The organism is Arthrobacter sp. EPSL27, from assembly GCF_001512305.1.
GTDB lineage: Bacteria > Actinomycetota > Actinomycetes > Actinomycetales > Micrococcaceae > Arthrobacter.
Genome location: NZ_LNUT01000006.1, coordinates 66,371 through 86,565 on the forward strand (window position 1 = coordinate 66,371; position 20,195 = coordinate 86,565).

Annotated in this window: 19 protein-coding genes; 10 read left to right on the forward strand and 9 right to left on the reverse strand. The window is 69.3% G+C overall.

Going from position 1 to position 20,195, the window contains the following annotated elements:
• The first annotated feature begins 117 nt into the window (after positions 1-117).
• The 4 genes from AR539_RS18420 (at position 118) to AR539_RS18435 (ending at position 3,386) form a co-directional block, all read left to right on the forward strand.
• The gene (locus AR539_RS18420; protein ID WP_082699485.1) at positions 118-708 is read left to right on the forward strand and encodes a histidine phosphatase family protein; all 591 of its coding nucleotides are present in this window, start codon (positions 118-120) and stop codon (positions 706-708) included.
• Positions 709-797: 89 nt separating this feature from the next.
• A complete protein-coding gene (locus AR539_RS18425) occupies positions 798-1,559 on the forward strand; it encodes a DinB family protein (protein ID WP_066440277.1) in 762 nt (253 codons plus the stop codon).
• Between the two features lie 9 nt (positions 1,560-1,568).
• Positions 1,569-2,096, forward strand: a complete 528-nt coding sequence (locus AR539_RS18430) for a hypothetical protein (RefSeq protein ID WP_157361089.1) — start codon at positions 1,569-1,571, stop codon at positions 2,094-2,096.
• A 219-nt stretch (positions 2,097-2,315) separates the two neighbouring features.
• Positions 2,316-3,386 carry a glycerophosphodiester phosphodiesterase family protein gene (locus AR539_RS18435; protein ID WP_066440279.1) on the forward strand — a complete coding sequence of 357 codons (1,071 nt, stop codon included), beginning with the start codon at positions 2,316-2,318 and terminating at the stop codon, positions 3,384-3,386.
• Between the two features lie 173 nt (positions 3,387-3,559).
• Here the strand turns inward: AR539_RS18435 and AR539_RS18440 are convergent, their stop codons facing one another.
• Complete coding sequence (locus AR539_RS18440) at positions 3,560-3,979, reverse strand: ester cyclase (RefSeq protein WP_066440281.1); 420 nt, start codon at positions 3,977-3,979, stop codon at positions 3,560-3,562.
• A gap of 300 nt (positions 3,980-4,279) precedes the next feature.
• Between AR539_RS18440 and AR539_RS18445 the strand changes: the two genes are divergently transcribed.
• Entirely contained in the window at positions 4,280-6,886 is a 2,607-nt protein-coding gene (locus AR539_RS18445; protein ID WP_066440282.1) for an AMP-binding protein, read from the forward strand.
• Positions 6,887-7,160: 274 nt separating this feature from the next.
• On the opposite strand, the gene AR539_RS18450 is transcribed toward AR539_RS18445, so the two are convergent.
• The 6 genes from AR539_RS18450 to AR539_RS18475 all read right to left on the reverse strand — a co-directional run bounded on the left by AR539_RS18450 (position 7,161) and on the right by AR539_RS18475 (position 12,080).
• A complete protein-coding gene (locus AR539_RS18450; RefSeq protein WP_066440284.1) occupies positions 7,161-8,522 on the reverse strand; it encodes an MFS transporter in 1,362 nt (453 codons plus the stop codon).
• Between the two features lie 87 nt (positions 8,523-8,609).
• Positions 8,610-9,212 (reverse strand): class I SAM-dependent methyltransferase, encoded by a 603-nt coding sequence (locus tag AR539_RS18455; protein WP_066440285.1) that lies wholly within the window; start codon positions 9,210-9,212, stop codon positions 8,610-8,612.
• A gap of 52 nt (positions 9,213-9,264) precedes the next feature.
• Positions 9,265-10,599, reverse strand: a complete 1,335-nt coding sequence (locus tag AR539_RS18460; RefSeq protein WP_066440286.1) for a diacylglycerol/lipid kinase family protein — start codon at positions 10,597-10,599, stop codon at positions 9,265-9,267.
• Between the two features lie 69 nt (positions 10,600-10,668).
• Positions 10,669-11,004, reverse strand: a complete 336-nt coding sequence (locus tag AR539_RS18465) for a cupin domain-containing protein (RefSeq protein WP_066440287.1) — start codon at positions 11,002-11,004, stop codon at positions 10,669-10,671.
• Between the two features lie 284 nt (positions 11,005-11,288).
• Positions 11,289-11,693, reverse strand: a complete 405-nt coding sequence (locus AR539_RS18470) for a glyoxalase (protein ID WP_066440289.1) — start codon at positions 11,691-11,693, stop codon at positions 11,289-11,291.
• Positions 11,694-11,774: 81 nt separating this feature from the next.
• Positions 11,775-12,080 (reverse strand): acylphosphatase, encoded by a 306-nt coding sequence (locus tag AR539_RS18475; RefSeq protein WP_066440295.1) that lies wholly within the window; start codon positions 12,078-12,080, stop codon positions 11,775-11,777.
• Between the two features lie 203 nt (positions 12,081-12,283).
• Here AR539_RS18475 and AR539_RS18480 point away from each other — a divergent pair, with 203 nt between their 5' ends.
• From AR539_RS18480 to AR539_RS18490, 3 genes are read left to right on the forward strand one after another with little or no spacing between them, the layout of a single operon-like run.
• Positions 12,284-12,547, forward strand: a complete 264-nt coding sequence (locus AR539_RS18480) for a YegP family protein (RefSeq protein ID WP_066440297.1) — start codon at positions 12,284-12,286, stop codon at positions 12,545-12,547.
• A gap of 53 nt (positions 12,548-12,600) precedes the next feature.
• Positions 12,601-13,527, forward strand: a complete 927-nt coding sequence (locus AR539_RS18485) for an ABC transporter ATP-binding protein (protein ID WP_066440299.1) — start codon at positions 12,601-12,603, stop codon at positions 13,525-13,527.
• A 3-nt stretch (positions 13,528-13,530) separates the two neighbouring features.
• Positions 13,531-14,793 (forward strand): ABC transporter permease, encoded by a 1,263-nt coding sequence (locus AR539_RS18490; protein WP_066440301.1) that lies wholly within the window; start codon positions 13,531-13,533, stop codon positions 14,791-14,793.
• A gap of 42 nt (positions 14,794-14,835) precedes the next feature.
• Here AR539_RS18490 and AR539_RS18495 read toward each other — a convergent pair whose 3' ends face one another.
• The gene (locus AR539_RS18495) at positions 14,836-15,654 is read right to left on the reverse strand and encodes a hypothetical protein (protein ID WP_231728677.1); all 819 of its coding nucleotides are present in this window, start codon (positions 15,652-15,654) and stop codon (positions 14,836-14,838) included.
• Between the two features lie 4 nt (positions 15,655-15,658).
• Positions 15,659-16,381: a hypothetical protein gene (locus tag AR539_RS18500; protein ID WP_082699487.1), complete on the reverse strand. Its 723-nt coding sequence runs from the start codon at positions 16,379-16,381 to the stop codon at positions 15,659-15,661.
• A 191-nt stretch (positions 16,382-16,572) separates the two neighbouring features.
• Between AR539_RS18500 and AR539_RS18510 the strand changes: the two genes are divergently transcribed.
• Positions 16,573-17,871: a mechanosensitive ion channel family protein gene (locus tag AR539_RS18510; RefSeq protein WP_082699488.1), complete on the forward strand. Its 1,299-nt coding sequence runs from the start codon at positions 16,573-16,575 to the stop codon at positions 17,869-17,871.
• A 97-nt stretch (positions 17,872-17,968) separates the two neighbouring features.
• Positions 17,969-19,729, forward strand: coding sequence for a glycoside hydrolase family 13 protein (locus AR539_RS18515; RefSeq protein WP_066440307.1), 1,761 nt, complete (start codon positions 17,969-17,971; stop codon positions 19,727-19,729).
• The last annotated feature ends 466 nt before the right edge of the window (positions 19,730-20,195 follow it).

Sequence of the window (20,195 nt, forward strand, 5' to 3'; positions counted from 1 at the left end):
CGGCCTATCCACAACCGCCGGTGAAAGTCGTCCAGGTCTCACCGGCGCGGGCCGCCTGAGGCAATCTCGCGTTCCATGACGCCGGGGTTTCCTGGCGGCAGCGCAACTCAAGGCAGAATGGAACCCATGACCCTCACCACTTTCGCGCTCATCCGCCACGGCCAGACCGACTGGAATGCGGAGCGCCGGCTGCAGGGATCCACCGACATTCCGCTGAACGACGTCGGCCGCGGCCAGGCGCGCGACGCCGCCGACGCCCTGGCCGGCACCCAGTGGGACGCGATTGTGTCGTCGCCGCTGGGCCGCGCCGCGGAAACCGCCGACCTCATCGCCGCCGGGCTGGGACGGGCCGTGGCGCGGCGCGTCCCGGAGCTCACCGAGCGCAGCTTTGGCCCCGCCGAGGGCCTGCAGGACGGCCCCGAACTTGATGCCCTGCGGATCCCCGGCGGCTTCCGCGGCGCCGAGAGCGAAGAAGCGGCCGCGGACCGCGGGCTGGCCGCGCTGGAGGCGCTGGCGGAGGAGTTCCGCGGCGGCCGCGTCCTGGTGGTCACCCACGGCTCGCTCCTGCGGGTGAGCCTCAGCCGCGCCGCCGGCCGCACGCTGCCCAGCATCCAGAACGCCGTGCTGAACCTGGCCCACCACCACCCCGCGGACGGCTGGAATCTCGAATACTTCAACGGCGAACGGCTGGCCGCCGCCGTCGGCTGACCGCAACCACCGCCCGGCGCTGCGCAGCCGCCGCTGACCACGGCCGCCCATCGTGTGCGTCCGGCCCGAAAGCGTGGCAGGGTGTCGCCATGGCAGCTTTCAACCAGTCCGACGACCTCAGCGGAGCCCACTTCACCGACGTGAACCTGCGCGGAGCCCGGTTCATCCGGTCCGATCTGTCCGCCATTGTAATGCGAGGGGTGGACGTGGGCGGGGCCGACATTGATGCGCCGTGGCTGTTCGACGGCGGGGCCACCCTGCGCGTCAACGGCGTCGACGTGGTCCCCTTCGTCGAGGCTGAACTCAACCGCCGCTTTCCCGGCCGTGCCGAACGGCGGGCCACCGACCCGGAGGGTCTTCGTGCCGCGTGGGCCGCACTGGAGCGGACCTGGGCGGCGACCCTGGAGCGCGCCGCGGCAATGCCGGCCGGCACGGTTGACATCCCTGTGGACGGCGAGTGGTCCTTCGCCCGGACGCTGCGCCACCTGGTGATGGCGACCGACACCTGGCTGGGCCGGGCCATCCTGGAGATCGACCAGCCGTACCACCCCGTCGGCCAGCCCAACTCGGAGTATGAGACGGACGGGTACGACATGTCCGTCTTCTCGGCCACGAACCCGACGTACGCCGAAGTGCTGGAGGCCCGGGCGGGCCGGGTGGCCATGGTGCGCGGCTTCCTCGCGGCGCTCACCCGGGAGGACATGTCCATTGCCCGCCGGAACCCTTGGGCCCCCAAATATCCGGAGACCACCCTCTCGTGCCTGCATACCATCCTTGATGAGGAATGGGAGCACCACCGCTACGCCGTCCGCGACCTGGACGCCATCGAGGCCGTCAGTGCCGAGGCTTAGGCTGGTGCCATGGAACCGACTCCGTCGCCGACGCCCGTCGAGGTTTTCGTCCACACCGGCCCCGCCGAGTGGTGGGAAGTCCTGGCCGCGCTGGGGCCGCTCGCGGTACTCCTCGGGGCCGTGATTGCGGGGGTGGTGGGCTGGCGGACGCTGCAGCAAAAAGCTGTAGCGGACAACCGCTCGGAATGGTGGAAGCGGGCCCAGTGGGCTCTGGACGCCGTCCACTCCGGCGACAAGCAGCGCGGCGCCGTCGGGCTGAAAGTCCTTAAAGTCCTGGGCGAAAGCGAACTGGCCGGCACCGGCGAGCTCGCCGTCCTGGAAGCCGCAACGGAGCGGCCCCTCGGCCAGGCGGCCCGGCTGGCCAGGCAGGGAGCACAGGCTGCGCCCTCCGGGCCTGAGCAATTCGACGACGATGACCGCGCCCTGCACATCGCGGCTGCGCAGCTGCGGGAAGTCACCGACCGCCGCCTGGGCAAGGCCACTCCGGACTGGATCACCGCCCTCGGCCAGGAGGAGCCCGCCGGCCACACCGGATGACTGCTGCAGGCGGGTCCGCGTTGGGCTCGGCGCCGGCTGCGGTTGCGGCGTGCCTTCCCGGGTAGATCTGCCGCGAACCGGCAGAAGGCAGCGCATGCGGCCCGATGAACTGTTCACCCGCGGTCCAGCTCCCCGAACGCCGCAGTCCATCTCGCTTCCCTAACGTGGTCGGGTCGCCGGCGGACCGCCGGCCACCGCCACCCAGGAGGAACCATCACCATGCGCACACCCCTGACCGCCGCGGCCGCCGCCGCGCTCATCGCCGCCCTCGCGGGCCCCGCCGTCGCCGCTTCCACCCCCGACGCCGGCAGCGCGCCGTCGTCGGACACTGCCAAAACGGCGACGGCCGGCATCAAAACCAATGAAAGCAACGGCTCTTTCGACCTGCAGTCGCACCGCGGAGGCCGCGGCGAGTGGACCGAGGAGTCCCTGGCCGCGTTCGCCAACTCGCTGCAGCTCGGTGTAACCACGCTGGAACTCGACACCCACCTGACGGCCGACGGGAAGGTGATCGTCTGGCACGACGACACCATCCAGGCGGACAAGTGCCAGGACACCGCGCCGGCCACTCCCGGCGACGCCGCTTACCCGTATGTCGGCGACCGGGTGGCCGAGCTGTCGCTGGCGCAGATCAAGACCCTGGACTGCGGCTTCGTCCGGTTGAAGGGCTTCCCGGAGCAGGACGTGATTGCGGGCAACCGGATCGCCGAACTCAAGGACGTCTTCCAGCTGGTGCGTGACGCCGACGCCAAGAAGGTCCGCTTCAACATCGAGACCAAAGTGGAGGACGGGAAGTCCGGCGGCGAGGGCATGGTGGCGCTGACCAAGGCCGTGGTCACGGAGATCCAGGCCTCCGGCATGGCGGAGCGGACCACGGTGCAGTCGTTCGACTGGTCATCGCTGAACCTGACCAAAGAGCTCGCCCCGGAGCTCCCGCTTGTTGCCCTGTCCAGCGGCGACGCGTGGCTCGAAGTGGGCCAGCCGGGCGCCAGCCCCAACCTCGGCGGCATCGACATCGACACCTACGGCGGATCGCTGGCGCAGGCTGCGGCCGCCCAGGGCTACGACGCCGTCTCCCCCGCCTTCCGCTCCGTAACGCCCGGCATGATCACCGAGGCGCACGCGCTGGGCCTGCCGGTGGTCCCCTGGACCGTCAACACCGGGGCAGACATGACCCGGCTGATGGACCTCGGTGTGGACGGCATCATCACCGACTACCCCACCCGCCTGCGCACCGTGATGGAGGACCGCGGGCTGAAGCTTCCGAAGGCGTACGCACCGCAGGGCTAGTAAACCCCCGCGCCGGCTGGCTGCTCCGGAGTCAACGCGGCTTCGGCATCGCACGCGTTGGCCCCGTCCAGCCGCATGCGGAAAGGCTGTCTGCGTTCCCTTTGCGGAACGGGGACAGCCTTTCATGCTGCCCGACGGCGGTCTTGCCGGCCGCCGTCGTGCTTCGGTTTTGCTCAGGCCATAGCCATGGCGCCGATCTGCCGCATGATGGCCATGTTGTCCGTGGTGCCCCAGTGCTCGGCCACCCGGCCGTCCTCGACACGGATGATGTCGGTGCAGTCGAACTCCACGCTCTTTCCGGTGGCCGGGATGCCGGCCAGCTCCCCGCGGTGGGTGCCCGTCAGAACCACATGGCACGCCTCCATGTTGCCCTCGCTCAACGCCGGTGCGAACTCCTTGACCCTGATATCCGGGAAAGCCTGCCGCATGGTGCTGACAAAGAACTTGACCCCTTCCTTGCCCGCGGGCTGCCCCGGGAGGCCCTCCTCATGGTCAACGAAGCTCTCCGCCGCCATCTCATCGATGAGGGTGAGGTCCCCGCTTTCAATGACACTCCTGTAGAACCGCTCCAGCAGGCCATTACCTTCAGACATTTCCGACTCCTTGCTGACGAGAGACCGAATTGGATCCCCCCAGCGCTGTGTTCGGCGCCGCGCGGGCCCGGCCTGTCGGGCCATTTCCGGGCAGCGGAGCCCGCACGGGCGCCGATAACGACTGTGGAAAAGAGGATGGAACGGGAGAAATGGCCCGTTAAGGCCGAACATAGGCCGGTGGACTAGGCCTGTCAAGAGACCGTTGGTAGCACCGTGCGGGGTCCGACGGTGGCAGGATCGGCCCAGCGTCGGACGCTACTCCATTTGAGTTAGGTAAGGATACCCTTATAAGGTTTTCCGGTGATTATTGAGCCAGTTCTGACGGAAGTCTCGTTTGCCGCCGGCCTGGCCGCATTCGGAGACCGGACCGCTGTTTGTGTTGACGGCCAAGCGGTCAGCTACAGCGAACTCGCCGACCGGGTGGACGCTGCCGCCCGTTCCCTGGGGACGGTGCGCCGCCTGGTGGCCCTCGAAGCAGACAATTCCCTGCCCTCCCTGGTGGTGTATCTGGCGGCGCTGTCCGCCGGGCATCCGCTGCTCATTCTGCCCACCGGCGGCGGGCGGGCCGCCGAATCCCTGGTGGCGGCTTACGATCCGGACGTCCTGGCCCGCGTTGAAGGCGGGGACGCCGTCCTAGAGGAGCGGCGGGAGGGCACCCGCCACGCGCTGCATCCCGAGCTGGCGCTGCTGGTGAGCACCTCCGGCTCCACCGGCTCGCCGAAGCTCGTGCGGCTCTCCGGGGACGCGGTCCAGGCCAACGCGGCCGCGATCGCGGAGTACCTGCAGCTGCGGCCGGAGGACCGGGCCGCCACCACGCTTCCGCTGTCCTACTGCTACGGCATGTCGGTGGTGAACAGCCACCTGTCCGTCGGGGCCACGGTGGTGCTGACCGACCTTTCCGTGGTGGACCCGTGCTTCTGGGACCTGGTCCGCACAGAGCGCGTCACCTCCTTCGCCGCCGTGCCGTACACGTTTGAGCTGCTGGAGCGGGCGGGTTTCGCGGACATGGACCTGCCCAGCCTGCGCTACATCACCCAGGCAGGGGGCCGGCTGGATCCGGACCGGGTCCGTGCCTACGCGCAGCTTGGCCGCCGCCGGGGCTGGGACCTGTTCGTGATGTACGGGCAGACGGAAGCCACGGCCCGTATGGCCTACCTGCCGCCCGACGTCGCGGCGGAGCACCCGCAGGCCGTGGGCATCCCGATTCCCGGCGGCCAGTTCCGCCTGGCCGAGGTTCCCGGGCTGGATGAGCGCGAGCTCGTCTACAGCGGACCGAACGTCATGCTGGGCTACGCCGAGACACCCGCGGACCTGGAACTGGGACGCACGGTCACGGAACTGCACACCGGGGACCTTGCCCGCCGGACCGCCGAGGGGCTCTACGAAATTGTTGGCCGCCGCAGCCGGTTCGTGAAGATCGTGGGGCTGCGGGTGGACCTTGGCCAGGTGGAGCGGATCCTCGCGGATCTGGGCATGGCCGCTGCGGCCGCGGGCCAGGACGGGCGCGTGGTCGCTGCGGTGGAATCCGCTGCCGGTGAATCCGGCCATGGCCTAGCCCTGATCGCTAAAACGGTGGCGCAGGAGGTGGGCGTGCCGCGCCCGGCCATCCATCTTCACCCGGTCGCCGCCATCCCGCGCCTGGGCAACGGAAAGCCGGACTACCCGGCGATCCTAGCCCTGCACGACTCGTCAGCGGAAAGCAGCACGGGTGGCGGCCCGGCAGATGCCCCGGATGATGTGCGGGGCATCTACGCGGACGTCCTCGAGCTGGAGGACATCGGCGACGCGGACACGTTCGTTTCGCTGGGCGGCGATTCGCTCTCCTACGTCGCCGCATCGGTCCGGCTGGAGCGGGCGCTCGGGGACCTTCCCCGGGACTGGCACCTGTTGCCCGTGGGCGAGCTGGAACGGGCCCGAACGGCCGCGGCGGTTCCCGACGCCGCTGCGGATCCTGGCGCTGCCGGCCCGGTGCGGGCGATGGTGCAGAAGTGGCGGAACCGGCTGCTCGCCCCCATGGAAACGGGCATTGTGCTGCGTGCCGTGGCCATCGTCTTCATCATTTCGACCCACATTCGGCTGTTCTCCTGGGAAGGCATGGCGCACGTGCTGCTGGCCGTCGCCGGCTTCAACTTTGCCCGGTTCCAGCTCAACGGCCCGCCCGGCGCGCGGCTGCGGCGGCAGCTCCGGACCATCGCCCGGGTGGTGGTGCCCAGCGTCGCGGTGATCGGCTTCGCGTTCGCCGTGACCGACTCCTACACCTGGGCCAACGTGTTCCTGCTCAACACCGTCCTGGGCCCGGAAGGATGGACGGACTACTCCCGCTTCTGGTTCGTGGAGATCCTGGTGCACATCCTGCTCGGGCTGGCCGCGCTGCTGGCGATACCTAAGGTGGGGCGCGCGGAACGCCGGTGGCCGCTGGCCTTCCCGCTGGCCCTTTTCGGGGCGGACCTGCTGCTGCGTTTCCGCATCATTGACCTCCCGTACCCCGGCCAGGGCCCGGTGCTGTGGCTGTTCGCGCTGGGGTGGGCGGCCGCCGTGTCCCGGACCCTGCGGGCGCGGGCCGCCGTGACCGCACTGGCGGTGCTGACCATCCCGGGAGCGTTCGACGACGGCTACCGCAACGCCACGATCCTGGCCGGGTTCCTCGCCCTGCTCTGGCTCCCGACCCTGCCCGTGCCGCGCGCCCTCCACCGGATCACCGGCCTGCTGGCCAGCGCCTCGCTCTACGCCTACGTGACCCACTGGCTCGTCTATCCGCTGTTCGACCAGACCAGCAAGGCCCTGGCCGTCGCGGTCTCCCTCGCGGTGGGCATCGGCTACTGGGCAATCGCCACGCGCGCCATGAACGCCGCCGAGCGCTGGCTTCGAGCGCTGCGGGAACGGCCTCGCGACGCGCAAAATATCTGACGCGGCGGTATTCGGGTGTCGTCAGTGCTTTTGCGCGTCGTGGAGGGGCAACCGCATCGCCAGAACGTCCGACGACGGCCCTCACCCACGCCGTCGCCGGCCTCCACGCTGCGAGGACAGTCGGGCGACGCGCGGAGGGTCCAGCGCTGCGGGAACGGCCTCGCGACACGCAAAATGTCTGACGCGGCGGTATTCGGGTGTCGTGGGCTTGTTTGCGCGTCATGGAGGGGGAACCGCGTCGCCAGAACGTCCGACACGCGATGGACGTCGGGCGCTAGCTCCGGCGCTCCCGCCACATCAGCGCCACCACCAGCACCACTCCCCCGATGCCCAGCATCGCCATCACGGCCAGCCCCCAGTTGGCCTGCGTGACGCCCGGGCCGTAGAAGATGCCGATCAGCACGGTGGCGGTGATGGCCCCGAGATACCGGCAGGTCTGGAAGATCCCGGCGGCCACGCCGCGCTCCTCCGGGCGGGTGGAGAGGAACATGCCCTGGTTGTAGGCGATGCCGGCCACCCCGTACGGCACCCCCAGCAGTGCGGTCAGCGCCATTACCAGGGGAATGGCGAAGGAGGCGGTCAGCAGCCACATGGCTGCGGAGGCCGCCATGAGCAGCACGACGCCGGCCACCAGCACGCGCTTGACGCCGAACCGGTCCATCGCGCGGACGGCCACCGGCGTCGAGACCACCGAGACGGCGGCCAGCGGCAGGACCAGGAGCCCCACCACCCGGGGGTCGTACCCGCCCGCCTCCTGCAGCAGCTGCGGCAGGCCGAAGAACGCAAAGTAGTAGACACAGCTGAACAGGGCGAAGCCCAGGTACACCAGCAGCAGCGGCCGGTTCCGGCCCAGCAGCCGCAGGTCCAGGAACGGCGGGGCGAACCGCAGCTCGCGCCACACGAACAGCACGGCCAGCAGGGTCCCACCGCCCAGCAGCCACCAGCGGTACCCCGGCACGACATTGAGCAGCGCCATCATCACCAGGACCATGGAACCGATGAACGCCAAGATGCCCGGGATGTCCGAGTCCCGCAGCAGGTCCACTGCCCGGCCGTGTTCCCGGGCCTCGTCCGTAGGGGCGAAGCGGCGCACCAGCACCACCGCGGCCAGGGCCAGCGGGACGTTGAGCAGGAACAGGGCCTCCCACCCGACGAAGCCCACCAGCAGTCCGCCCACCACGGGCCCGACGGCGGCGGCGGAGGTGTTGGCCATCTGGATCCGGCCCAGCGGCCGGCTGGACTTCACCTTTGCCTGCTTCGCCAGCGCCCCCACCATCACGACGGCGCTCGGGTAGGCGGCCGCCGTGCCCAGTGCCATGACAGCGCGCGCCACGCAGAGCACCGCGAAATTCGGGGCGAACGGGGCCAGCGCACACGTCACCGCCACCAGGGCCATGCCGATCATGAACAGCCGCCGTGGGCCGAAGCGGTCCGCCAGCCGGCCCATGAGCGGCTGCCCCGCCGCGGAGGTGAGGTAGAAGGAGGTGATCACCCAGGTGACGGTGGCGACGTCGAGCCCGAAGTCAGCGCGCAGCACCACCAGGGCGACGGCTATCATCGAGGAGTTCAGCGGATTCAGCGCCGTGCCCAGGCTGAGTCCGGCGACGGCCAGGCCCGTCCGGGGAGAGTTGCTCACGGCAACAGTCTGTCCCACGGGGTGCGCCAAAATCGAACCCGGCGCCGTTTTTGGACGCGACCTTAGTACCACTTCCGCGCCGCGGGGTCAGGGTTTGCGGGCGATCACGTCGTAGATGTGCCAGTGTTTGGGGCCGCGGAACGACTGGCCGTCGGCGTCGTACACCTCGAACTTGTGCAGTTCCAGCTCGGCGAAGAGCTGCCGGGCCTGCGCCTCGGTGTGGAAGTTCCATTCGGGAATGTCCGCCCAGGAATCGCGGTCGCCGAACAGGTTCACGGCCAGCACACCCCGGCTCCCGAGCGCGCCCAGCACCCCCGCCCAGAACCGGCCGAACCTGTCCGGGTGGATGAAGGGCAGCGAATAGCCGGCGAAGATGAGGTCCGACGGCGGGAGCGCCCGGAGGTCCTGGAAGGTCCGCACCTCGATGCTCAGCCGGCCGTCGGCGTCCGCCGGGGCGATCGCCCGCAGCCGGTTCCGGGTGCCGGGAAGGGAGTCGACGGCGTGCACCCGCCAGCCCGCGGCCAGCATGGCCAGTGTTTCCTTGCCCGCCCCGCAGCCGAGGTCCACGGCCTGGCGGCCCTGCCCCGGACCGGCGAGCGCCATGGCGTCCAGGCACAGGGGCCGCACGGGCCGGTCGGCCTGGGCCGCGTTGTACTCCCTCCAGACCTTGGTGCCCGCATGGCTTTCCACAGATCCATTTTTCCACTCGGCGGCCCGACGAACCATGGGGCAACGCCGCAGGTCAGGCCGTTGCGCCCGCCGTGGCCCGGCGGCCCCATGCGAGCTCCCGGAGCCGGATCAGGTCCAGCGCGGGCTGGGCTGGCGGCACGCCCGGACGCTTCCGCGGGACCAGGACGCGGAGTGCCCCAGGTTCCACCGTGCACCGCACCGGGGTGGGAATCAGGAGCGCCTCGCCGTCGACGCCGACCGGGATCTCGGGCACATCGGCGTCGACCACAACTTCACTCGCGGTGCGCTGGATCAGGCCGCGCTTTGTCGCCCGGCGCAGCAGCCCGACGGCCTCGCGCGTGGTGGCGGCGGAGAGCGCCACCGCCCCGAGCACACCCCGGTCCAGCCGGGTGCGGCGGCCCAGGCCCGCGAGGTCGTGGCTGCCGTAAGGCCCGTTGCTCACCAGTACCGCCTGCGGCCCGTCCACGGTAGTGCCGTCTATCTTGGCGTGCAGCCGCGCCCCCTTGGCGCCCTTGATGAGGTCCGGGAGCATCTGGAGCACGGTGCCGGTCTTGTCGTCGCGGTATTCCGGGCTCTGCACCACCTCGGCATAGACCCCGAAGGAGGAGTTGTTCACGAACGTGCGGCCGTTGATCTTCCCCAGGTCCACGTGGACCTCCACCCCGTCGCGCAAGGCATCCAGGCAGCCGGTAGGGTCCTCCCGGTCCAGGCCCAGGTCTAAGGCGAAGTGGTTGCGCGTGCCGGCGCTGATCACCAGGAACGGCAGGTTGTGCTCGGCAGCGATGCCGGCCACCAGGGCCTGGGTCCCGTCCCCGCCCGCGACGCCGAGCAGGTCGGCTCCCCGTTCCACCGCCTGCCGGGCCAGCGCGTCAACGTCCACAGTCCCCGGGCCCTCCAGCAGTGCCACCTCGGCGCCGAGTTCCTCCGCCTTCTGCTGCAGGCCGAACTTCACCACCTTCCCCCCGCCGGAGCGCGGATTCATCACCAGGAAGGGGTGCCGCCACGCCGGGGCGGGGTACTCCGGCGGCGCATCACGGCTCTCCCGGAGGGCGGCGCGGGCACAGACCAGCGCCACGAACACCAGCCCCACGGTAATCAGAACCTCCCACAGCAGGCCCCGCTGCAGGAAGAGGAACAGCACCACCAGCGGGGCCAGCACCGCCAGCGCCAAGGCACACCAGCGCAGGAGCCCTCGGCTGATGAGGGCCCAGTAGATGCCGGCGACCATCACCACCACGCCGCCCGCCGCGGTCAGCAGCAGCGCCACAATGCCGGCTATTCCGGCAGCGGCCAGCGGGACGGCCACCGCGCACAGGATGGCAAGGTAGGCGGCCCGCGCCCACCACCGCCGGGTCTGTGGAACTTCTTCGAAGGGAACGACGCTCATGTGCAGCTCCTTGCGGATCTCCGGCTCCGGCCCGTCACTCGGCCGGGCGCCCCGCCTGCGGCTGTGCCGTCAGGTCTTGATTTTCGCGACGGTCATCAGGATCGCCGAGTCCTCTTCTGCTTCCAGGCTGTGCAGCCCGTTCGGCACAATCAGCAGGTCCCCGGTCTTCCCCTGCCAGGATTCGTTGCCGGCCTTCATCCGGACGCAGCCGCGGAGCACAAACACGGTGGCCTCGCCCGGGTTCTGGTGTTCGCTCAACTGGGTCCCCGCCCGGAACGCCATGACGGTCTGGCGAAGGGTCTTCTCGTGCCCGCCGAACGCCGTGTCCGCAGCCCGCCCGCTGGGTGCTGCCACGGCGGCCGCGATCTGCTGCCGGGCAAGGGCATCGAGCGATATCTTCTGCATGGGGCCACCCTACTCAGAATCGCCCCCGCTGCCGAGGGACCTTAGCCCCGGTCGCTGCCGGACCTTCGCGGGACATGCCCATTCTTCGCGTCAAGGACTGGACACTGCGGGCATATGTCCACCGGTGTGGCCCGCGGCGGGGCATGCCCCCAGAGGATCAGAGAACCGGGCTGGCCCCGACGGACCTTGCTCGTGGGACATGCTCAATCTTCACGCCAAGGCCTGGACACTGCGGGCATATGTCCACCGGCGTGGCCTGCGGCGGGGCATGTCCCCCGGGGTGGTCAGGACGAGGCCGGCTCGTAGCCGATCAGCCAGTGGAGCCCGTGGCGGTCGATGACCTGTCCGTCGGATGCGCCCCACGGCTTCGGGGCCAGCGGATCCACGACGCGGCCGCCGACGGCGAGCTGGTCGAACCAGCTGTGCAGGACTCCCGGCTCGGCCGTCCCGAGCAGCGAGAGCATCAGGCCTTCAAACCGGACCGGCTGGCCGTCCGCCGGGGCGTCCGAACCGGCCAGGGTTACCACGCCGTTGAGGACTCCGTGGGCGATGTGGTCCGGCGGGCCGTCAGTGTTCCCGAACTCCCCCTTCGTGTAGAGGGCAAGTTCACCGCCGAAAACGTCGTAGTAAAAGCCCAGAGCTTCACGGGCGGTACCGGGGAAACTGACATAGATCATGGGTGCCGTCATGGGGCACAGCCTACACACCCCGGATTTTCCGGCACCGCGGGTCCGTCAACACCGCCTCGCCAAACACCAGCGGGCGAGCGTTCAGTACACCACCCGGAAATTGCTGAACGCCCCGGTCGCGCGGGAGATCGACTCGTCCACGGTGTCCACCCGACCGGGCGCCTCCGGCGAGCGCAGCCAGCCCCGGAACTCCAGCACCACCGACTGCGGCCCCTCCGCCAGGATGCCCACAGAGCCGTCGGTGTTGTTCCTGACCGTCCCGGTCAGCCCCAGCTCCTCCGCCTTGCGCACGGTCCAGTACCGGAAGCCGACGGCCTGCACCACACCGTCCACGCGCGCCGTCAGCCGGACCCACTCCCCGGCATCGCCCTTCGCCACCTCAGCCATGCTCCCAATGTAGTGCCCCTCCCGCGGGCCGGGTCCAGAGGCCCTGTGCGTTTTCCACATAGGGACCTTCGCCCCTTACGTTCCGCGGAGCGCAGCCGGAAGGATGGTCGGATGCACAGTGGGGACCTGTCGAGGCAACGGCAGGGGCACATGGAAGTGCTTCACCCTCCCGCCGTGCCGTATTGCCCGAAAGGACATTACCAATGGCAGGACAATTCGAAATCTTCACGGACGCGGAGGCGAACGTCCGTTTCCGACTTCTCGGCGCCGACGGAACGGTGTTGGCGATCTCCAAACCCTATGAGGACAAACGGGCGGCCGCGGACGGCATCATGGCGGTCCGCGAATGCGCCGGCACCGGCCTGATTAGGGAGGCCCGCTCCAACGCCTGGGGCGGCACCGGCACCAGCAGGGCGGGCCTGCCAAGGCCCGCGCAGCGCCGGCACCCGCACACCCCCGCCATCTAGACAAAGGATCGGCAACACCCCGGGCGGACAGCCCGGCACCACCGGGAGCCGCAATGGACGAAGCACGGGTCCACATCAGCGGCTTCCGGATGGACTTCGGCGACACCACCGTAGTCCGTGACCTGTCCTTTGACGTGCACGCCGGCGAGACCTTCGGGTTCCTCGGCAGCAACGGCTCGGGCAAGACCACCACCATCCGGGCCCTGCTCGGCATTTACGAGCCCACGGCCGGGACCCTCCACATCAACGGCCGGGACTTCAAACCCGAGCACGGCGACCGGCTGGGCTACCTCCCGGAAGAGCGCGGGCTCTACAAGAAGGAAAAGGTCATCGACATCATGACCTACTTCGGCCGGCTCAAAGGGATGGACCGGCGCACCGCCCGGCAATGGTCGCTCGCGTACCTGGAGCGGGTGGCGCTCGCCGACCGGGCCGGCACCGTCCTGGACAAGCTCTCCAGCGGGCAGCAGCAGAAAGTCCAGCTGGGCGTCACCATCATGAACAGCCCCGAGCTGCTGATCCTCGATGAACCCACCAAGGGCTTCGACCCCGTCAACCGGCGCCTGCTGATGGATATCATCGCCGAGCAGAAACGGGGCGGCGCCACCGTAGTGATGGTCACCCACCAGATGGAGGAGGTGGAGCGGCTCTGCGACCGGGTGATCCTGCTCAAGGACGGCACCGCCGAAGCCTACGGGACCATCGATGAGGTGCAGAACAAGTACGGCGGCCGCATCATCCGCATCCGGCACAGCGGCGCCATCCCGCCGTCGCCCCACTACAAGGCGCTACTCCAGGACACCAACTACTCGGAACTGTCCATCACCGACGCCACCGACGAGGCCGCGATCCTCAAGGACCTGGTGGACGCCGGCGTGACGGTCCGGAGCTTCACCACCACCAAAATCTCGCTGGAGGACATCTTCATCCGGGTCTACGGGGACCAGAACAAGCCGTCGACGGCGGCGGGCGGGGTGTAGGCCGTGGCGCAGCACAACCTCGGGACAGTCCTCAGCTTCGAGTTCATCCGCACCGTCACCAAAAAGCGCTTCTGGATCGGCACCCTGTCCGTCCCGCTCATCCTCGCCGTGGTGTTCGGGCTGATCTTCCTCAGCAACTCCAGCACGGACACCGCCGCCGAGGCGCAGAAAAACGCCCAGTTCAGCATCGCCTACACGGACGCCTCCGGGCTCATCACCCCCGCCGATGCCGCGATCTTCGGCGCCACCCCGGCGGACTCCCCCGACGCCGGCATCCAGGCCGTGCAGTCCCGCACCGTGGACGCCTACTTCGACTACCCTGCCCAGCCCGAGTCGACGCCGGTGCGCGTCTACGGCGCGGACCAGGGGATCTTCGAGAACGGCAAGTATGCCGCCGTCGCGCAGGCCATGCTGGCGCACGCTGTCAACGAAAAAATCGGCTCACCGCAGCTGTCCGCGCTCGCGGCCGGGCAGGTCCGGGTGGAGACCGTCACCTACGACGGCACCAAGGAATCCGGCGGCCTGGGCTCGGTGATTCCGCCGCTGGTTTTCCTGGTCATCTTCTACGGGCTGATCGTGCTCCTGGCCGGGCAGATGCTCAACTCCACGCTGGAGGAAAAGGAAAACCGCGTCACCGAGATGATCCTGACCACCCTCAAACGCACCACCCTCATCGCGGGCAAGGTGATCGCCCTGTTCGCGATCGGGCTGGTGCAGATGATCGTGTTCCTCTCCCCGATCGCGATCGCCCGGCTGTTCTTCCCCGAGGAGCTCAGCCTCGCGTCCCTGGACCTGCCCCCGCTGATCCTGGACCCGGTCCGGATGACCGTTGGCCTGCTGATCCTGGTCGGCGGCTTCGCCCTGTTCACCACCACGCTGGTGGCCATCGGCGCCGTGATGCCCACCGCCAAAGAAGCCGGCAACTTCATGGGCGTGATGATGGCGCTGATCTTCGTCCCGTTCTACGCCGTGTCCCTGGTAATCTCCGACCCGCAGTCCGTGATCGTCCAGATTTTCACGTTCTTCCCGTTCTCCGCCCCCGTCACGGCCCTGCTGCGGAACGGCTTCGGCTCCCTGAGCCTGCCGGAGGCGGCAATCGTGATCGTGATCCTGTTCGGAGGCGCCGCCGTCATGCTCCGCATCGCCGTGCGGCTCTTCCAGTACGGCTCCATCTCCTACACGTCGAAGGTCAACGTCCGCACGGCGCTCCGGGCCGGGCCGCGGCGCACTGCGGCGGAGGAACCCCCGACGGCGGCCGGCGGCTGAGGCGGCCGACGGCGGCCGGCCGCTGAGGCGGCAGGCGGCGGACTAACCCGCCGGGAGTTCCCCGGGCCGCAGGGACGTGATCATCGTCCGGATGTCCCGGTATTCCGGCGTGGACTCGTACTGTTTGGCCTTCTCGAGGTACGGCAGGGACGGATCGCCCGGCGTTGTGTTGTTCTCCGGGTTGTAGGTCCCGCCGAAGAACGCGCCGCTCGGCGGCCAGAGGAACAGGTGGAACATGGGGCACGCCAGGTCCCCCGACTCCTCCGGCACCATGGTGATGCCGTACGCCGCGATGGTGGACCGTGTGGCCAGCGGGTCGGGGTCGTCGCCCCGCGACTCGAACACATAGCGGGGCACCCCGCCGTCGCCGCCTCCGCCCTCGGCGAGGGCAAGCATCGGTTCGCTGTCGTAGACCTCGTACGGGGACTTGCCTATGCACTCCGCACCCGTGACGATGTTGGTCCGCAGGCTGGCCATGGGCTTGCCCTCGGCGTTGAACACGTCCACAAACTCCCCGCCCAGCGCTCCGCCGGGGTCCTTGACCGTCCAGCCTGCGGGATAGTCGAAGCTGAGGCCGGCGTCCGTGGTCGTGAACGTCTTCCAGCCCGACGACGGCGTCCCCTCCGAGGGCGACGGCGTGGTGCCCGGCTGCGTTGTACTCGGCTGTGTGGTGCCTGGCGGCGGGGTGCCCGACGGCGGTGTCGCTGAGCCGGAGGCGGCCGGCGGTGCTGCTGTTCCGTTCTCCGTGCCCGACACCAGGCCGCAGGACGTCAGCAGCAGAACCAGCCCGAGGGCCGTGCCGGCGGTGGCGCGCACCCCGGCCTGCAGTGCCGTGCCGGGTGGTCCCGCCGGTTTCCTCACGGTCCTACTTTCCGGCCGGCCGCAGTGACATGATGGCCTGCTTGACGTCTTTGTACTCCGTGGTGTCCATATATACCTCGGGGGTGTCCACATTCTTGGGAGCTCCCGGGGTGGTGTCGAACGGGTCATAGACGCCGCTGAACATGGCGCGGTTGGGCGGCCAGGTGAAGAAGTGGGAGATGGGACAGGCCGTGTCCCCGAATGGTTCCGGCTCGGAGGTGATCCCGTAACCGAATGTCATTGCCCGGGACGGATCGCTAGCCGCCGGATCGGTCCGCCCCTCGTACACAAACCTGGGGGCCTCCCCGCCCTGGGCCAGCGCCGGGACGGGCTCGGTGTCGTACACCATAAAGGGAAGCTTCTCGGGGCACTCGGCGCCCGAGGTCATGCCGGTCCGCAGGGTGGCCATCGTCTTGCCGTAGTCACTGACCAGGGCCACAAAAACACCGCCCTCGGCCGGCGGCCCGGCCGGGTCCACAATGGTCCAGGCCTCCGGATAGTCGAACGCGAGCGTACCGTCCGACGTCGTGAACGTCTTCCAGCCTGCCGGTACCGTGGCGGATGGCGACGCATCCGACGACGGCGCGCTGGCTGCGGGACTGGTGGCAGCGGCACTCGTGGCCGGAGCGCTGGTGGACGGCGCCGCCGCCGGCGACCCGCACCCCGCGAGGACGGCCACCGCGCAGACAGCGGAAACGACTGATGCCAATGATGCGGCTGGGCGCATGACACCCTCCCCCTGGGAATAGTCCGTGATTCGACCATTCTCGGGGCTTTCGGCGGGGAAACTAGGGGCTTTGGGCCCTACGTGTGCGGGCGGGCCGGGCCGGGGCGGCCTCACCGGAGCCGGCCGTGATGCTTCCCACGTTGACCCCTGCTGATTTCAAATGGCCGCTGAAGCTTGCTAGAGCTTAACTAATGCAAGACGCCCTCGATCCCGCCATGCCCTTTCTGGTCCCCATCCTCGCGGTCGCGCTCGCCATCGCCGCAGGCCTGCTCGCCTCCTGGCTGGTGCGGCGCGTGGTGCTCCGGCTCAACCGCAAGCAGGAAGCCCTCCGGGAGACGTCCCGGGTGGCGCGGATGCCGCTGCGCCTGGCGCTCTGCCTGATCGGCGTCCGGATTGCGCTGGGCATGACCACCGAGGACGCCGAATGGCGCCGCAACGTGGACCACGCGCTGCAGATCGCACTGATCGGCTCACTGGCCTGGCTGGCCATCGCCGTCCTGCTCATCATCGAGACCATGGTGCTCACCCGCTACCGGGTGGACGTGGCGGACAACCGCCGCGCCCGCCGGCTCCGCACCCAGGTGATCCTGGCCCGGCGGATCGGCGTGGCCCTGATCGCCATCGTGGCTCTGGGCATCGCCATGCTGACCTTCCCCGCCATCCAGGCCCTCGGCGCGGGGCTGCTGGCCTCCGCCGGTGTCATCTCGATCGTGGCCGGCCTGGCCGCCCAGACCTCCCTGGTCAACGTCTTCGCCGGCATCCAACTGGCCTTCACGGACGCGATCCGGGTGGACGACGTAGTGGTGGTCCAGAAGGAATGGGGCCGCATCGAGGAGATCACCCTGACCTACGTGGTGGTCCACATCTGGGACGACCGCCGCCTCATCCTGCCATCCACGTACTTCACCACCACCCCGTTCGAGAACTGGACCCGGCGGCAGTCCGAGGTGATGGGCACCGTGGAGTTCGACCTGGACTGGCGCGCCCCGGTCGAGGACATGCGCGCGGAGCTCAAGCGCGTCCTGGCCGGCACCGACCTGTGGGACGAGCGGGTAGGCATCCTGCAGATCACCGACGCCACCGCCGGCTTTGTCCGGGTCCGCATCCTGGTCAGCGCCGCGGACAGCGCCACCCTCTTCGACCTGCGCTGCCTGATCCGCGAGGAGCTGGTGCTCTTCCTGCAGCAGGAACACCCGACGGCGCTTCCCCACGTGCGGCTCGAACCGTTCGGTGCCGCTATCCCCGGTACCGGGACGGCAAGCGCCGGCACGCCCGCGACTGCCGGCGCAGCTGACACGCCCGCCGGCACGACCGCCGCGCGGCCCCGCAAGGTCTCCGCGGCGGATGAGACCGGCCGGCACCCCGCCGACCCGCACGACTCCCAGCTGTTCACCGGTTCCATCGAAGCGATCCAGCGGTCCAAGGCCTTCACCGGCCCCGGCGAGGAAGTGTTCGAGGACCGGGACAAGAGCATCGCCGCGCAGAACTAGGTCTTCCCAGCCTTCAGGAACTGGTCAATAATCAGACGTTGGTGAGTCAGCGCCGGTGCTGGCCGCCGGAGCCTGCCGGACCAGCTGAGGAGACCCGATGACGGTAGAACAGCCCACTGAAGAATCCGTGGAGGCTCCTGCCCGCGACTGGTTCAAGAGCGCCGTCGTCTACCAGATCTATCCGCGGAGCTTCGCCGATTCCAGCGGCGACGGCATCGGGGACCTGCGCGGCATCATCAGCAAGCTCGACTACCTGCAGCGGCTGGGCGTCGACGTCGTCTGGCTGTCCCCGATCTACACATCCCCGCAGGACGACAACGGCTACGACATCAGCGATTACCGCGACGTGGACCCGCTGTTCGGCACCCTCGAGGACCTGCAGGAACTGACGGACGGGCTCCACGCCCGCGGCATGAAGCTGGTCATGGACCTGGTGGTCAACCACACCTCGGATGAGCACCCCTGGTTCGTCGAATCACGGTCCTCCAAGGACAACCCCAAGCGGGACTGGTACTGGTGGCGGCCGCCGCGCGAAGTTGCCGGCGACGGCGGCGGCGTTCAGGGCGCGGCACCCAACAACTGGGGGTCCGTGTTCTCCGGCCCGGCCTGGGAGTTCGACCAGGCCACCGGCGAGTACTACCTCCACATCTTCTCCCGGAAGCAGCCGGACCTGAACTGGGAAAACCCGGAGGTCCGGGCCGCCGTCTACGAGATGATGAACTGGTGGCTGGACCGGGGCGTGGACGGGTTCCGGATGGACGTCATCAACTTCATCTCCAAGGACACCGCCCTGCCGGACGGCCCCATCGCCGCCGGAATGCTGTACGGCGACGGCAGCCCGTTCTTCATCGGCGGGCCGCGGATCCACGAATTCCTGCAGGAGATGCACCGCGAGGTGTTCGCCGACCGGCCCGGCCCGCTGCTGACCGTCGGCGAAATGCCCGGCGTCACCGTGGACCAGGCCGTCCTGTTCACCGACCCGGAGCGGGCCGAGGTGGACATGGTGTTCCAGTTCGAGCACGTCGCGCTGGACCAGGAGGACGGCAACAAGTGGCGGCCGAAGAAACTCAAGCTCACAGACCTCAAGCATTCCCTGGGCCGCTGGCAGACCGGCCTAGCGGAGCGCGGATGGAACAGCCTCTACTGGGGCAACCACGACCAGGCCCGTGCGGTGTCGCGCTTCGGCAACGACGGCCAATACCGCGAGCTGTCCGCCAAGATGCTCGCCGGCATCCTGCACCTGCACCGGGGCACGCCCTACGTCTACCAGGGCGAGGAACTGGGCATGACCAACATGACATTCGGCGCCATCAGCGACTACCGCGACATTGAGGTCCTCAACCACCACCGCGAAGCCACCACCCACCTGGGCCACACCGACGCCGAGGTCCTCGCCGCCCTGGCGCCGCTGAACCGCGACAACGCCCGCACGCCGGTCCAGTGGGACGCCTCGCGGCACGCCGGCTTCACCACGGGATCGCCGTGGATTGCGGTCAACCCAAACGCCAACCACATCAACGCCGCCGCGCAGGTGGACGACCCCGACTCCGTCTACAGCTTCTACCGGCAGGTCATCGCGCTGCGGCACAGCGAGCCGGTGGTGTCGCACGGGGACTTCACCATGCTCCTGCCGCGGGACGAGCACGTCTACGCGTTCGTCCGCTCGCTGCCGGACACCCAGCTGCTGGTGCTGGGCAACTTCTCCGGCCAGGACCAGGAAGTGGCGCTCGACGGCGCCGACGTTCCGGTGGCCTGGGGCAGCGCGGTGCTGATCCTGGGCAACTACCCCGCCGAACCTTCGGTGCCGCGGCTGCACCTCCGGCCGTGGGAGCTGAAGGTCTTCCGCGCCGGGCGCTGACGGCGGGCCGCTGATCTGGACCACACGCACCATCCGCAACGAGTGAGGGAGCCCGGCATGACCATTCCACCGCCACACGAACCTGAGCCGTTTCCGCCGGAACCCGGGCCCACCACGCCCGAGCCGCAGCCCGCGGATCCGTTCCCGCCGGAGCCCGGGCCGGTCCCGCCGCCGGCACCGATTCCAGAACCCGGCCCCGCACCGACCCCGGGCCCGTTCCCCGCGCCCGGCCCGCTGCCGATTCCGGACCCCGGCCCGGTCCCGCCGCGGCCGGATCCAACGCGGTTCTAGCGACGGCGGATTCCAGCGGGCACGTGATCTGACGACACGCGAAACCGCCCGCGCTACGCCAAAAACCCCTCGACACCCGAATAAGGGTGCGAGGGGTCTTTTGCGCGTCGTCAGCGGGATAACGCGTCGCCAGCGGGAATACGCGTCGGCGGGCAGGCGCGTCGGTGGGAAGGCG